Annotated in this window: 12 protein-coding genes and 1 tRNA gene; 4 read left to right on the plus strand and 9 right to left on the minus strand. The window is 72.1% G+C overall.

Annotated features, from left to right (window positions below; translation table 11 throughout):
* Positions 1 to 38: 38 nt before the first annotated feature.
* From OG972_RS24460 to OG972_RS24490, 7 genes are all read right to left on the minus strand, one after another.
* Complete coding sequence (locus tag OG972_RS24460) at positions 39 to 764, minus strand: LPXTG cell wall anchor domain-containing protein (protein ID WP_266984783.1); 726 nt, start codon at positions 762 to 764, stop codon at positions 39 to 41.
* A 231-nt stretch (positions 765 to 995) separates the two neighbouring features.
* On the minus strand, positions 996 to 1,466 hold the full coding sequence (locus tag OG972_RS24465; RefSeq protein WP_266984784.1) for a hypothetical protein: 471 nt from the start codon (positions 1,464 to 1,466) through the stop codon (positions 996 to 998).
* 86 nt (positions 1,467 to 1,552) lie between these two features.
* Positions 1,553 to 2,146 (minus strand): aminoacyl-tRNA hydrolase, encoded by a 594-nt coding sequence (pth, locus tag OG972_RS24470; RefSeq protein ID WP_266984785.1) that lies wholly within the window; start codon positions 2,144 to 2,146, stop codon positions 1,553 to 1,555.
* Positions 2,147 to 2,273: 127 nt separating this feature from the next.
* Complete coding sequence (locus OG972_RS24475) at positions 2,274 to 2,861, minus strand: 50S ribosomal protein L25/general stress protein Ctc (protein ID WP_266984787.1); 588 nt, start codon at positions 2,859 to 2,861, stop codon at positions 2,274 to 2,276.
* Positions 2,862 to 3,044: 183 nt separating this feature from the next.
* The gene (locus OG972_RS24480) at positions 3,045 to 4,019 is read right to left on the minus strand and encodes a ribose-phosphate diphosphokinase (protein ID WP_266360979.1); all 975 of its coding nucleotides are present in this window, start codon (positions 4,017 to 4,019) and stop codon (positions 3,045 to 3,047) included.
* A gap of 119 nt (positions 4,020 to 4,138) precedes the next feature.
* Positions 4,139 to 5,572, minus strand: coding sequence for a bifunctional UDP-N-acetylglucosamine diphosphorylase/glucosamine-1-phosphate N-acetyltransferase GlmU (glmU, locus tag OG972_RS24485; RefSeq protein ID WP_266984789.1), 1,434 nt, complete (start codon positions 5,570 to 5,572; stop codon positions 4,139 to 4,141).
* A gap of 163 nt (positions 5,573 to 5,735) precedes the next feature.
* A tRNA-Gln gene (locus OG972_RS24490) sits at positions 5,736 to 5,806 on the minus strand.
* A 163-nt stretch (positions 5,807 to 5,969) separates the two neighbouring features.
* Between OG972_RS24490 and OG972_RS24495 the strand changes: the two genes are divergently transcribed.
* Positions 5,970 to 7,286, plus strand: coding sequence for a sensor histidine kinase (locus OG972_RS24495; protein ID WP_266984791.1), 1,317 nt, complete (start codon positions 5,970 to 5,972; stop codon positions 7,284 to 7,286).
* Positions 7,287 to 7,516: 230 nt separating this feature from the next.
* On the opposite strand, the gene OG972_RS24500 is transcribed toward OG972_RS24495, so the two are convergent.
* Both OG972_RS24500 and OG972_RS24505 read right to left on the minus strand, forming a co-directional pair.
* Complete coding sequence (locus tag OG972_RS24500) at positions 7,517 to 8,053, minus strand: SUKH-3 domain-containing protein (protein ID WP_266984793.1); 537 nt, start codon at positions 8,051 to 8,053, stop codon at positions 7,517 to 7,519.
* Between the two features lie 10 nt (positions 8,054 to 8,063).
* Positions 8,064 to 8,588, minus strand: coding sequence for a YwqJ-related putative deaminase (locus tag OG972_RS24505; protein ID WP_266984795.1), 525 nt, complete (start codon positions 8,586 to 8,588; stop codon positions 8,064 to 8,066).
* A gap of 301 nt (positions 8,589 to 8,889) precedes the next feature.
* Here OG972_RS24505 and OG972_RS24510 point away from each other — a divergent pair, with 301 nt between their 5' ends.
* From OG972_RS24510 to OG972_RS24520, 3 genes are all read left to right on the plus strand, one after another.
* Positions 8,890 to 9,879, plus strand: a complete 990-nt coding sequence (locus OG972_RS24510) for an SMI1/KNR4 family protein (protein ID WP_266984797.1) — start codon at positions 8,890 to 8,892, stop codon at positions 9,877 to 9,879.
* Positions 9,873 to 12,410 (plus strand): SUKH-4 family immunity protein, encoded by a 2,538-nt coding sequence (locus OG972_RS24515; RefSeq protein ID WP_266984799.1) that lies wholly within the window; start codon positions 9,873 to 9,875, stop codon positions 12,408 to 12,410. The genes OG972_RS24510 and OG972_RS24515 overlap by 7 nt, the downstream gene beginning before the upstream one ends.
* A 190-nt stretch (positions 12,411 to 12,600) precedes the next feature.
* Positions 12,601 to 13,494, plus strand: a complete 894-nt coding sequence (locus OG972_RS24520; RefSeq protein ID WP_266984801.1) for a cellulose-binding protein — start codon at positions 12,601 to 12,603, stop codon at positions 13,492 to 13,494.
* Positions 13,495 to 13,864: the final 370 nt, after the last annotated feature.

The raw sequence follows: 13,864 nt of genomic DNA on the forward strand, positions 1-13,864 counted from the left end.
CCGGACGCATCCGGTGGGGGCACTCCGCTGCGCGGACGTCAGTGCTGCTGGGCCTTGCGGCGGCGCATCACCAGGAAGCCGCCGGCCGCGGCGAGCGCCACGGCGACCGCCGCCATCATGCCGACCGGGGCGCTGCTTCCGGTCTCGGCGAGGTTGCCGGAATCGCCGCCCTGGGTGGCCGGAGCACCGGCCGGGGTGCTTTCCGAGGGGGACGGGGTGCCGGACGGCTGCTCGCCGCCGGGAGCGGACGGGCCGGTGGACGGCGTGGCCGAGGGCTCCTCGCCGGGCTTCGTGGGCTCCTCGCCAGGCTTCGTGGGTTCTTCGCCGGGCTTCGTGGGTTCTTCGCCGGGCTTGCCCGGCTCGCAGTCGGTCTTGAAGACCTTGTGCTTGGCCTTGCCGTTCTCGCCCTCGAAGTTCCAGAACAGCTTGTACTGGCCGTCGGGCAGGGTCATGTCGGTGGTACGGCCGTGGCCGGAGCCATCGAGCGCGAAGGCGCCCGTCTTGACCGTCTCGCCCTTGTCCAGGTCATTGTTGGCCCAGGCCTCGATGTGCCACTGGACCTTCTGGGAGGCGTCGAAGCCGAACGCGTCGAGGTAGAAGGAGCAGACCTTCGGTTCGTTCCTGCGAAGCTCCTCGCCGGTTTTGGCGTCGTGGATCTTCACCGTGCCGTTGTCGCCCTTGGGCGTCGCGAAGGCGGAAGGTGCCAGCAGCAGCGAGGCGGTCACCGCGGTGACCAGAGCGCCGGCGGGAATGAGTATGCGCATGGGCAGTCCAACGTAGGAGATGAGGGATGCCGTGGGGGGTCGGCCAAGCTTCTTGTGGTTGCTTCCGCCCGTCAAATTTGATGTGTGCGCATCCGCCCCGTGTGCAGGGTTCTGCCCCAAACGTTCCGGATAACGATCGGGCGAACACCCGGCTCCGGTACGGGAGTCCGCGTCTCGGGGCGTCCCGGGGAAGGGCTCGGAGCGCGGCCCGGGAGTCGCTCAGGGTGCGGCTCAGAGGGCGATGAACGTCGCCACCAGCAGGACCGCGCCCGCGATCCCGGTTCCCCATGCGGTCCGGGTGAGCCGCAGACCGCCGCCGATGATCAGGGCGGCGAGCAGCAGTGCGCCGCCGAGCGGCACCCACGAGTGCAGGAAGCCCGGCATCCCGGTGCGTACGACCTCGTCGGTGCCGGGCTTCACGACGACCGGGAACCTGTCGCCCTTCTTCACCGCGACGGACCGCTCGATCGTCACACGCGAGCGCGCGGTGGCGTGCTCGGCGGGGGCGAACGGTCCCGTGCAGACGTCGGCGCCGCAGCCGGTGACGGCCATAGTGCCGTGCTCGCGGCCCTTGGCGAGGACGATGTGCTGCGCCGAGGACCAGGACGACAGGACGCCCGCGACGAGCAACAACAGGACGACGCAGCCCAGGGCGGCGCTGCGGCCGTAGAGCAGTGCGCGGTGGGAGGTGCTCCGCTTCATGGGGAGCGATCCTTGGCCAGGCGAACGCTTTCGGTCAACTTCACGTCGGACCCTGGTCGGAAATGGTCCGGGATCGCCCTGCTATCTCATGAGTTGTACGCGCTCTGTGCGCGCTCAAGCCCCTCCTCGAGCAGGCACTCAACCGAGTCCGCCGCCCGGTCCACGAGATAGCCGAGCTCCTTGCGCTCGGTGGACGAGAAGTCCTTCAGTACGAAGTCGGCGACCTGCATCCGGCCCGGCGGGCGGCCGATCCCGAACCGGATCCGGTGGTAGTCGGACCCCATCGACTTGGTCATCGACTTGAGCCCGTTGTGTCCGTTGTCGCCGCCGCCCAGCTTCAGCCGGAGCGTCCCGTAGTCGATGTCCAGCTCGTCGTGGATCGCCACGATGTGATCGGTCGGCACCTTGTAGAAGTCGCGGAGCGCGGTGACGGGGCCGCCGGAGAGGTTCATGTACGACATCGGCTTGGCCAGGATCACGCGGCGGTTGGCCGGTCCGGGGGGGCCCATGCGGCCCTCGACGACCTGCGCCTGGGCCTTCTGGGCCCGCTTGAACTTCCCGCCGATCCGCTCGGCGAGGAGGTCGGCGACCATGAAGCCGACGTTGTGCCGCTGCGCTGCGTGCTCGGGGCCGGGGTTGCCGAGGCCCACGATGAGCCAGGGGTCGGTGGCGTCGGACATCTGCGCTCGGTCTCCTTCGCGTACGGATGGTTCCGGATGGCCCGGATACAGGCGGACGGGGCGGCGGGTCCCTGGGGAAGGAACCGCCGCCCCGTCAGTCAAGCAGGTGAAGCGGGGAGGACGAGGCTCAGGCCTCGGCGCCCTCGGCCTCGGCGGCCTCGGCGGTCGGCTCCTCGGCCTGCGCGGCGACGACCTGCAGCACGACGGCGTCCTCGTCGCCGGCCAGCACGGAGCCGGCGGGCAGCGGGACGTCCTTGGCGAGGATGGAGTCACCGGCGTCGAGGCCCGCGATGGAGACCGTGACGGACTCGGGGATGTGGGTGGCCTCGGCCTCGACGAGCAGGGTGTTCTGCACGTACTCGAGGAGGTTGCCGCCCGGGGCGAGCTCGCCCTCGACGTGCACGGCGATCTCGACGTTGACCTTCTCGCCGCGCTTGACGGTCAGCAGGTCGACGTGCTCGATGTCACCCTTGAGCGGGTTGCGCTGCACGGCCTTCGGGATGACCAGCGCGTCCTTGCCGTCGAGCTCCAGGCCGATCAGGACGTTGGCGGTGCGGAGCGCAAGGAGCAGCTCGTGGGCCGGCAGGGTGACGTGGACCGGCTCGGCGCCGTGGCCGTAGACGACCGCGGGGACCTGGTTGTCACGACGGGCGCGGCGGGCGGCACCCTTGCCGAACTCGGTACGGGGCTGGGCGGCGAGCTTGATCTCGGCCATGACTGCACTCCTCGTGGGGTGACGAAAACTGGATGGTCACCCGGCCCACGACAGGCCTGCTACGAAGAGCGCGTCGATAACGGACCGCCGTACCCATGAGTACGGCCTCCCTCGCCGAGCAACTCGCTGAGTCTACCCGGCGGGGAGGCCGCACCCAAAGTGGATCTTCTGGGTCAGGTGTTTCTACTGCTCCTCGAAGAGGCTCGTGACCGAGCCGTCCTCGAAGACCTCGCGCACCGCGCGCGCGATCATCGGCGCGATCGAGAGCACCGTGATCTTGTCGAGCTCCAGCTCACCCGGGGTCGGCAGGGTGTCCGTGAGGACGAACTCACTGACCTTGGAGTTCTTCAGCCGGTCCGCGGCCGGGCCGGAGAGCACCCCGTGCGTCGCCGTCACTATGACGTCCTCGGCGCCGTGCGCGAACAGGGCGTCGGCGGCGGCGCAGATGGTGCCACCGGTGTCGATCATGTCGTCGACCAGGACGCAGACCCGGCCCTTGACGTTGCCGACGACCTCGTGGACGGTCACCTGGTTGGCGACGTCCTTGTCACGGCGCTTGTGGACGATCGCCAGCGGCGCGTCCAGGCGGTCGCACCAGCGGTCGGCGACGCGCACGCGGCCGGCGTCCGGGGAGACGATCGTCAGCTTCGAGCGGTCGACCTTGGCACCGACGTAGTCGGCGAGGATCGGCAGCGCGAAGAGGTGGTCGACCGGGCCGTCGAAGAAGCCCTGGATCTGGTCGGTGTGCAGGTCGACCGTGAGGATGCGGTCGGCACCCGCGGTCTTCATCAGGTCGGCGACCAGGCGGGCCGAGATCGGCTCGCGGCCACGGTGCTTCTTGTCCTGGCGGGCGTAGCCGTAGAACGGCACGATCACCGTGATGGAACGGGCCGACGCGCGCTTCAGCGCGTCCAGCATGATCAGCTGCTCCATGATCCACTTGTTGATCGGAGCCGTGTGGCTCTGGATCAGGAAGCAGTCGGCGCCGCGTGCGGACTCCTGGAAGCGGACGTAGATCTCACCGTTGGCGAAATCGAAGGCCTTCGTCGGCACGAGGCCGACACCCAGTTGGTGCGCAACCTCCTCGGCCAGCTCGGGGTGGGCGCGGCCGGAGAAGAGCATCAGTTTCTTCTCGCCGGTCGTCTTGATCCCGGTCACAGCACAGTCTCCTCAGACGTGTTCCTGGCGCTGCAGCATGTGTCCCGATGTGCAACGAGCCAGCCGAAATGGGGTGAGCATCTATCACGGTACGCCGTGCGCGGCGCACCCGTTTCCGGTCAGCTTTCGCTGTCGGCCTCCTCCGCGGCGGCCTGAGCCGCCTGCGCGGCGGCGCTGCCCGGACGCTTACGGGCCACCCAGCCCGCGATATTCCTTTGCTGGCCGCGGGCGACGGCCAGTGAACCGGGCGGTACGTCCTTGGTGATGACCGAGCCGGCGGCGGTGTACACGCCGTCCCCGACCGTGACAGGTGCCACAAACATATTGTCCGACCCGGTGCGGCAGTGTGACCCGATCGTCGTGTGGTGCTTCGACACCCCGTCGTAGTTCACGAAGACACTGGCGGCGCCGATGTTGGTGTGGTCGCCGATGGTCGCGTCGCCGACGTAGCTCAGGTGCGGCACCTTCGTGCCCTCACCGATCGTGGCGTTCTTCATCTCCACGTACGTACCGGCCTTGGCCTTCGGGCCGAGCGTGGTGCCGGGGCGCAGATACGCGTACGGGCCGACCGTCGCGCCCGGGCCGATCTCCGCCCCGACCGCGACCGTGTTGTCGACGCGGGCGCCCGCGTGGACGGTGGTGTCCGTCAGCCGGCTGTTCGGGCCGACCTCGGCGTCCTCGGCGAGGTGCGTGGTCCCGAGCAACTGGGTGCCGGGGTGCACGATCGCGTCCTGCTCGTACGTCACCGTGGCGTCGATCAGCGTCGTCGCCGGGTCCACTACGGTCACGCCGGCGAGCATCGCCCGCTCCAGCAGCCGCTCGTTCAGCAGGGTGCGGGCCTGGGCGAGCTGGACGCGGTTGTTGATCCCGAGGATCTCGCGGTGGTCGGCGGCGACGGAGGCGCCGACGCGGTGCCCCGCCTCGCGCAGGATGGACAGCACGTCGGTGAGGTACTCCTCGCCCTGGCTGTTGTCGGCGCGGACCTTGCCGAGGGCGTCCGTGAGCAGCCGTCCGTCGAACGCGAAGACCCCGGAATTGATCTCGCGGATGGCGCGCTGCGCGTCGGTGGCGTCCTTGTGCTCGACGATCTCGGTGACCGCGCCGCTTGCGGCGTCGCGGACGATCCTGCCGTAGCCGGTGGCGTCCGGGACCTCGGCGGTCAGCACGGTGACGGCGTTCGCGTCGGCGGTGTGGACGGCGGCGAGCGCGGTGAGCGTCGCGCCGGAGAGCAGCGGGGTGTCGCCGCAGACGACGATCACCGTGCCCTCGATGGTGCCGCCGAGTTCTTCGAGCGCGGTGCGCACGGCGTGGCCGGTGCCGCCCTGGACGGCCTGGTAGGCGGTCCGCACCTGGCTGTCGACGGTGGCGAGGTGTGCGGTGACCTGCTCGCTCGCATGGCCGACGACCACGACGAGGTGCTCGGGGTCCAGCTCGCGTGCGGCGGTGACGACATGCCCGACGAGTGAGCGCCCGGAGATCTCGTGCAGAACCTTCGGAGTCTTCGACTTCATGCGGGTGCCCTCACCCGCTGCGAGGACGATGACGGCTGCCAATGGGGCCTCCCCTGATCGAGCGGCGCCGAGGACCTGCGGAGGTCCGGCACACACGGATGTGCCCTTCGGCTTCGGATGGTGGACATCCGCAGGATACCGGGGGAGCTACTGGCCGAAACGGGCGCGGGCCCCGACCATGATGGTCGGGGCCCGCCCGTGCATGCTCCCCTGCCAGGATTCGAACCCGGACAAATGGCACCAAAAGCCACTGTGCTGCCGTTACACCACAGGGGACAGCAAAGCCGATCGACTGGACAGGCCGTCAGGCCGTCGACCGGGCAGACAACACTATGCCGTACCACCGGCCTTCGACGCGACGGGTCGTCGTCCTCCGGCGAGGCGCGCTGTGATCCGCGTAGCCCGAAAATGAGGTGCGCCCGCCCGTAGGCTGGATGCCATGACCGTAACGGGGGCATACCGGGAAGGCGTGGGAACGACCACTCGCGGCTATTGGTGGTGGGAACGGCGGCGCAGTGTCGCCCTGGACGTGGGGCTGGCGCTCCTGTCGGCGCTGGAATGCGCACTGGAAGGTGTGGCGTTCGCGGGGGACACCGGGCTGCCGGTTCCTGTCGGGGTGGTGTTCGGGCTGCTCGCCGGGGCCGTTCTGGTGGTGCGGCGCCGCTGGCCGATCGCCGTGGTGCTGGTCGCGATCGCGACGACGCCCGCCGAGATGGGCTTCCTGATGGGCCTGGTCGGCCTCTACACGCTGGCCGCGTCCGACGTGCCGCGCCGGATCACCGCGGTGCTGATGGGAATGTCGCTGGTCGGGACGTTCATCGTCACGTACGTACGGCTGCGGCAGAGCGTCTCCGTGCAGTCCGGGGACTTCGGGCCGGGCGACTGGTACGTACCGCTGACGTCCCTCTTCATGTCGCTGGGCCTCACGGCTCCGCCCGTGCTGTTCGGCCTCTACATAGGGGCGCGGCGCCGGCTGATGGAGAGCCTGCGGGAGCGGGCGGACTCACTGGAACGGGAGCTGTCGCTGCTCGCCGACCGGGCCGAGGAGCGGGCGGAGTGGGCGCGCACGGAGGAGCGGACCCGGATCGCGCGCGAGATGCACGACGTGGTCGCGCACCGGGTCAGCCTGATGGTGGTGCATGCGGCCGCCCTGCAGGCCGTCGCTCCGAAGGACCCGGCGAAGGCGGTACGGAACGCGGCGCTGGTCGGCGACATGGGCAGGCAGGCCCTGACCGAACTGCGGGAGATGCTCGGCGTGCTGCGGACGGGGGATCCGGTGGCGACCCGGGGCACGAAGGTTCCGCTGGCCGCGGTGGGCGAGGCGGCAGCCGCTGCGGCCGCCGCCGCCACGGAGGACGGGCCGCGGCTGCACGAGGTGGAGACGCTGATCGGGCAGTCACGGGCGGCCGGGATGACGGTGGAGCTGTCGGTGGACGGCGAGGCGCGCGCGTACGCCCCCGAAGTGGAGCAGACGGCGTACCGGGTGGTGCAGGAGGCCCTGACGAACGTCCACAAGCACGCGGCGGGCGCGAAGACGTGGGTGCGGCTGGCGCACCGGGGCTCGGAGGTCGCGATGCAGGTGGAGAACGGCCCGTCGGACGGCGCCGCGACGGACGCGGGGCTGCCGAGCGGCGGCAACGGCCTGGTGGGGATGCGGGAGCGGGTACTGGGCCTGGGCGGCGTATTCGTCTCGGGCCCGACGGACGCGGGGGGCTTCCGGGTATCGGCGGTACTCCCGGCCCACGGGGCCGCGTAACCCCCTGCGGTCTCGTCCCGTCCGGCGACGAGGGCGCGGGTTCACCCCGAGAGGGTTGCGGGCTGTGCAGGCCGGCTTTCCGAGCCCGTCCGGCGATCGCGGCGGCGCGTTCACTTCGTCACGGGTGCGGGCTCTGAGGGGGCCGGCAGGTGAAGCCCGTCCGGGCGATCGGGGACAGAGCGGTCCCCGGACACCCCGGGCCCGCCTCACCGCCCCGTCCCGGAACCCGCTCAGCCCGAAGTCAGACGCTCCGGCTGGATCCCGCCGACCAGCGTCGCCAGGGCCTGGTCGATGTCCGTGCCCAGGAACCAGTCGCCGGTGTGGTCGATGCTGTACACCCGCCCCTCGGCGTCGATCGCGAGGACCGCCTGCCCGTCCCCCTCCTCGCCCAGCGGGCTGACTTCGGTCTCCAGCGCCCGCCCGAGGTCACCGAGGGTGCGGGCCAGGTGCAGTCCGCTCAGCGGATCGATCCGCACCGAGGCCGGTGCGATCTGCCGTCCCGGCGCGGACGCCGTGATGTGCAGGCCGCCGAACTCCGCCCACGCCTCCACCGCCGCCGGGAACACCGCGTGCTGATGCCCGGCCGGTGACGTGTGGGCGCGCAGCGCGTCCGCCCACTCCTCCGCCTGCCGGATGTCCCAGCGGCCCGGCTGCCAGCCCGCGGTCCGCAGGGCGGCGTCGACGGCGACGGGAAAGCGGGTGGCGGCGGCGCGGTCCGCGGGGGTCGCGCGGCCGCTCTGCTGGGGAAGGTCGGTTCGGTTGTGCATCGGCGCGCGATCAGCCCTTCTCGGCGGTGGTCGCCGCGCTGGTGGTGGTGAGGTCGACGGGACGGACGCCGAAATGGGCGAGCATCGCCGTACAGGAGCGGCACGGTGGTGCGTAACTGCCGTGCATCGGGTCGCCGTCCTCGCGGATCCGACGCGCGGTCAGCCGCGAGTGCTTCAGTGCGCGCCGCGCCTCCCCGCTGGTCAGCGGCTTGCGCTGGGCCCGCTTGGACCGGTCGGTCTCCGCGGCGGTGAGCTGCCGGGAGAGCAGGATCGCCTCGGGGCAGCGGCCGGTGAAGCGTTCGCGCTGCCCGCTGGTGAGCGTGTCGAGGAAGTCCTGGACCAACGGGTGCAGTACGGGCGGCTGGTCGCCCTTGCCCGCCGTGCAGGTCAGCGTTTCACCGCGGACGGACAGCGCTGCGGCCATGGCCGGCAGGATGCCGTCGCGGCGTTGGTGGAGACGAGGTGCGCTGCTCGTCCCGGTGCTGCTCCAGTTGAGGCGCGGATCGCCGGATGTGACTGATTGTGCTGCGTGCATGGTGCGGATGTCCCTCCCGTGCAATCCCCCCGAGTTGCGGTGACAGCCTGCCAAATGTGCCAGTCGGTGGGGAAGCTGGGTCGGTGAAACGTGTCTGCGTGTCGCGGACAGTGGCCTGACCGACGCTTGTCCGTCACTCAGTCGTGACGGTTCGTGACCGAAGGGGAGGGGATGGCGGAAGAGAACCGGAAGGGAAGCGGAGGGGCGGGACCCCCTGTTGCGCCACCGCATAGGCTGTGCCTGGACCGTCCCCATGGGCAGGTCGGTCCTCACCAGACAGACGCAGCAGGGGGCAACCGCCATGACGACAGGTCGGCTCGGGCAGCAAGCCGCGCCACCGAACGCGGCCTACGCCGGGCAGGTCGTGCACTTCCCGGACCCGGTCCGGGCGTCCCGCCACCCCAGAGGTGTGCGCGTGGACGAGAACGGCTGTCCGGTATTCGCGCCGTACGCACGCGCCGCCGCCGAGATCGCCGAGCCTCCGCAGGGCTTCGGCGTCGATGAGCTGCGGCTCACCGACTACGTCTCGGCCAACGCGGCGCTGGCGGCGAGCGGCCACGAACTGTGGGACACGATCCCGGCGGTCGCCACCCCGCACGGCTGGACCTGGCACCACGTGCCGGGAGGTCGGCGGATGGAGCTCGTCCCGGTCGAGGTCAAGGCGCTGCTCCGGCACCACGGTGGTCTCGCGACCACCCCGGTCGACCAGAACAAGCGGGGCACGCGTCCGCTGCAGGAGACCCGGCCCGCGCACTTCCGGCTCCCGAAGGGCGCGGTCTCGGTCAGCGAGCAGCAGATCCAGGGCGTCGAGGAGGACCTCGGCTACCGGCTGCCGGGCGCGTACCGATCGTTCCTGAAGGCGGCGGGCGGCTCGGCCCCGGCCGGTGCGGCGCTCGACGCGGAGCTCGGTCTCCTGGTCGATCAGCCGTTCTTCACGGTGCGTGAAGAGGCCGCGGTGAACGACCTGGTGTACGTCAACAAGTGCCTGCGTGACCACCTCACCAAGGACTACCTGGGCGTCGGCTTCGTCCAGGGCGGCATCCTCGCGGTGAAGGTCCGGGGCAACGGCGCCGGCTCGGTCTGGTTCTGCGCATACGACGATGCCCGGGACCAGGACGGCTGGAGCGTGCAGGAGCGCGTGGACCGGCTGCTGTTGCCCTGCGGTGCGGACTTCGACGCCTTCCTGCAGCGGCTGGCGGGCAACCCGCCGGAGCTGGAGACCGTGGCGAACCTGATGGTGGACGGCGGCTTCGCGCGGGCCGTCCCGGTGGAGGGGGGAGCGCAATGGTGACCTTTGCGCAGGCGCAGGAGCGCGCGGACGAGTGGGTCAACGGCGACGTGCCCGCCTACCAGCACCGCGAGGTGCGGGTCCGCGAGTTCGAGCTGGGCTTCGTGGTGTGGGCCGAGGACCGCGCGGAGGGCCCCGTCTCGGACGGTGGCCGGCAGCGGCTGGTGATCGCCCGCGACAGCGGTGAGGCGACGCTCTGGCCCGGACTGCCGGTGGGTGAGGTGATCCGGCGGTACGAGGAGGAGTACGGCACGGTCGCCGCCGTCCCGGCCCCGGTGCCGCCGCCGGCGCGCGTCGACCTGAATCAGACGTCATTCCTGCTGAGCCCGCCGGAGTGGCTCCAGGAAGCGGCGGACAAGCTCGGGATCCCGGACCGGCGGGGCGAGCGCGACGGGAACCCTCTCTCCGCGCCTTCCTCTTCTCCTGCACCTTCCGCTTCTTCCGTTCCCGCGCAGGCGGCCCCTTCCGGGACGCCGTCCGGCGGGCCGCCGTGGCAGGGCGCCGGTGCGCAGGACGAGCACGAGCCCACCGCCCCCGACGGCGTTCCGGCCTCCTCGCCGAACGTGCCCACCGGGGCCACCCCGTGGGCCGGGACCGACACCAACGCGGACTCCGACGACGCGGCGGTCGCGCTGCCGGCCACCGTGTTCGCGCCGCCGCTCTCGGGCGCCGATGACGACGGCACCCCGCCGCCGGTGGTCTCCGCGGATGCGCCGACCGCGCTGATGTCGGGCGGCAGCCAGCTGCCCCGGACGGCGATCGCCCCTGGCCTGAACCCGCAGGGTCCGGGTGCACCCGGGGTTCCCGGGAGCGGTGACATCGCCGACGCCACCACCAGTAAGGCCACGGTGCCGCCGCGCGGTGCGCGCGGTGGCGGGTCGACCACTCCGTCGCCGCCCGGCGTCCCCGGCACGCCGGGCGCCAGGCCGGGGGCGCCCGTGCCGCCGTCCTCGGGTCCGGGCGCGCCCGGCGCCCCGGCGGGCGGGTATCTGCCGACGCAGCTCGTCTCGCAGGTCGGCCCGCCCGGTGCACCTCAGCCCCCCGCACCTCCCGGACCTCCCGGACCTCCGGCACCTCCCGGACCTCCTGGGTCGACGCCGCCGCCCGGTGGCGGCTTCGACCACGCCGCGACCATGCTCGCCGACCCGAGCATGGCTGGCCCGAGCGCGCCCAGGCCCCCCGGCCCGCCCGGTGCCCCGCAGCCTCCTGCCCCGCCCGGACCTCCCGGATCCACCCCGCCCCCGCCGGGTGGCGGAGTGCATCAGGCAGCGACGATGTTCGCCGACCCGAGCATGGGTGGCCCGAGCGCGCCCAGGCCCCCCGGCCCGCCCGGTGCCCCGCAGCCTCCTGCCCCGCCCGGACCTCCCGGATCCACCCCGCCCCCGCCCGGTGGTGGCGCGCACCATGCCGCCACGATGCTCGCGGGACCTGCCCAGGTCGGCCCGCCCGGTCCGCCCGGGGCCCCCGGCATGCCGCCGGGTGGCGTCCCCGGTCCCGTACCACCGAATCCGCACACCCCGCCGCCCCCGGCGTACGGCTATCCGCAGCCGCCGGCCGGTCAGCCGACCGTCGGCCCCGGTTACCAGGCCGTGCTGCGCTTCCGTGCGCCCGACGGCAGCGAGCAGCAGCTGATCCGCCGCTCGGCGCCCGGCACCCCGCACCCCGAGTGGCAGATGCTGCACGAGCTGCGGGCCATGAACGTGCCACCGCAGCAGGTCATCGAGCTCCACACCGAGCTGGAGTCCTGCGAGCTGCCCGGTGGCTACTGTGCGCGGATGATCCGGGAGACCTGGCCGCAGGTGCGGATCACCAGCGTCGCCCCGTACGGCACCGACCACGCCAGCCGTCAGCAGGGCATGCAGCATCTGCTCACCCATCAGGGTGAGCTGCACCAGGTCGCGGACGGTCCGGCGCGCCCGGCGCCGGTGCGGGCCCCGCTGCCGCAGATGCCGCCCGCGATGCCGATCCCGCCGGAGGCCATCGCGGAGGAGCTGTTGCAGGCCTTCGGGCCGCAGGGCGTGCTCCGTTTCGACCAGCGCGCGGTGTCCCGCCAGGGCGTGCCCGAGATCGTGGCGCGGACGCTGGTGTGGGCGGGTCTGCCCGCCGACTTCGGGCCGTTCTTCTGGGCGCAGCCGGGGCAGCCGGTGGTGCCGACACTGGCCGAACTGGCCGCGCAGCGCCAGGTTCAGCCGGCCACCGACGCGGGGTCGTATCTCGTCATGGGGTCCGACTTCGGGCGGGCGATCTGTGTCCAGTACGGCACGGCGAACATCGTGGCCGTGCCGGTGGAGGCGGGGCCCGGCGGGCAGCCGGTGCCGCCGCAGTTCGTGAACACCGGCCTGCCGGAGTTCACGCGCTCGATGGCGCTCCTCGGCCGGATGTGGCGGCTCCGCTTCGGTCTCAACCCGGAGCAGGCGGGCCGCTGGACGGTCGACTTCCAGGCGCAGTTGGTGGCACTGGACCCGGCGGCGCTCGCGTCGCCGGAGAGCTGGTGGTCGGTGCTGCTGGAGCAGATGTGGGACGGCCTGATCTGATCTGATCTGATCCGACCCGATCTGCCGAGCACGAGGCGCCCGGACCCCGTCAGGGGATCCGGGCGCTCTGTTGTATGTGACACCTGTCGCTTCCCTCGGGAAACCACCGAATGGATTCGGACTTCTCTGCCAATTGCCGCATCCTTGACGTATTGCTTGGTGGTCGGAGAGTCGGAGAGAGGCTTCAAGGATGAGTGCTGCACCGGTGTCCGCGTACGGCTTCGTCGTGGTGCGAGGACGTGGCTACCGCCCGGAGCAGGTGGACGGGAGAGCGGCCGATCTGTCGGCGGAGCGGGACAAGGCGTGGGAGAAGGTGTCCCGGCTGACCGCGCTGGCGGAGGAGCTGGAGGCCGAGTCGGCACGGCTGGCCGAGGTCGTCGCCACGCTCGCCCCGCCGACGTACGCCTCGCTCGGCGAGCGGGCCCAGGAGATCCTGGCGCTCGCCGACGCGGAGGCGCAGGCCGTGCGCGGCACTGCGCAGGAGGAGGCGCAGGCGCTGCGGGACGCGGCGGACGCGGCGGCCCGTCAGCTCCGCGGCCATGCCCGGGCGGACTCCGACGCCCTCCGGTCGGCCGCCGGGTCCCACGCCGACGAGACGGTGGCCGCGGCGCAGCAGAGCGCCGACTCCACGCTCGCCGCTGCCCGCAAGGAAGCCGGTGAGGCGCGCGACCAGGCGGAGGCCGCGATGGCGGAGACCCGCCGCCGTACCGCGAGCGTGCTGGCCAACCAGAAGCACGAGCACATCGAGCGGTGGAAGACCGCCGAACGCGAACTGGCGGCTGCCGAAGCGGCCCAGGCCGCGCGGCACGACGAGCTGACCGACCGGGCGGAGGCCCGGCTGGCCGAGGCGCGCCGGGCCCTGTCGGAGGCCGAGGAGGCGGCGCGGCACGGCCAGGAGGACGCCGAGGCGCAGGCCGCCGAGCTGATCGCGGCGGCCAGGGTGCGCGAGGAGCGGGTGATCCGGGAGACCGAGCGGATCCTGCGGGAGCACGAGGAGGGCCGCGAGGAGGTGCAGGCGCACATGGCGCACGTACGCAACTCGCTCGCGGCGCTCACCGGGCGTGTGGCGCCCGCGGAGAATTGATCCGTATACCTGCGGCGGCAGTTCGGGCGGCCTGCCCGGGTGGCGCCCGGACCGGACTCAGGGGGCAGGCTCATTCCCGGGCCCAGGTGCCGGGGCGGCTTGGGCGTCGCGCGTGGACGCGGATCCGGTGTCGACGTCCGGGCCGGGGGCGCCCTCCGCGTCCGGCCCGGGCATGTCCTGCGCCATCGAAGGCTTTCGGGGACGTGGCGGCGGGGTGGGCCGGTCTTCCTGGCCGAGGTTCTCGTGTCCCGAACCGACGTGTCCCGGTCCGTGGATGTGTCCGGCCTCATGCGTACCGACGTCTTCTGCGGCGGACTGTGCAGGGCTGGGGCGCGAGGACAGGGGAACAGCGCCGGGCTCCGGCCGATGA

This window comes from Streptomyces sp. NBC_01669, assembly GCF_026339735.1.
In the GTDB taxonomy this organism is placed as follows: Bacteria; Actinomycetota; Actinomycetes; order Streptomycetales; family Streptomycetaceae; genus Streptomyces; species Streptomyces yanii.

Coding starts and splice junctions, on each gene's coding strand:
- OG972_RS24460 (WP_266984783.1), bottom strand. CDS start 764: ATGCGCATACTCATTCCCGCCGGCGCTCTGGTCACCGCGGTGACCGCC.
- OG972_RS24465 (WP_266984784.1), bottom strand. CDS start 1,466: ATGAAGCGGAGCACCTCCCACCGCGCACTGCTCTACGGCCGCAGCGCC.
- pth (WP_266984785.1), bottom strand. CDS start 2,146: ATGTCCGACGCCACCGACCCCTGGCTCATCGTGGGCCTCGGCAACCCC.
- OG972_RS24475 (WP_266984787.1), bottom strand. CDS start 2,861: ATGGCCGAGATCAAGCTCGCCGCCCAGCCCCGTACCGAGTTCGGCAAG.
- OG972_RS24495 (WP_266984791.1), top strand. CDS start 5,970: ATGACCGTAACGGGGGCATACCGGGAAGGCGTGGGAACGACCACTCGC.
- OG972_RS24500 (WP_266984793.1), bottom strand. CDS start 8,053: ATGCACAACCGAACCGACCTTCCCCAGCAGAGCGGCCGCGCGACCCCC.
- OG972_RS24505 (WP_266984795.1), bottom strand. CDS start 8,588: ATGCACGCAGCACAATCAGTCACATCCGGCGATCCGCGCCTCAACTGG.
- OG972_RS24510 (WP_266984797.1), top strand. CDS start 8,890: ATGACGACAGGTCGGCTCGGGCAGCAAGCCGCGCCACCGAACGCGGCC.
- OG972_RS24515 (WP_266984799.1), top strand. CDS start 9,873: ATGGTGACCTTTGCGCAGGCGCAGGAGCGCGCGGACGAGTGGGTCAAC.
- OG972_RS24520 (WP_266984801.1), top strand. CDS start 12,601: ATGAGTGCTGCACCGGTGTCCGCGTACGGCTTCGTCGTGGTGCGAGGA.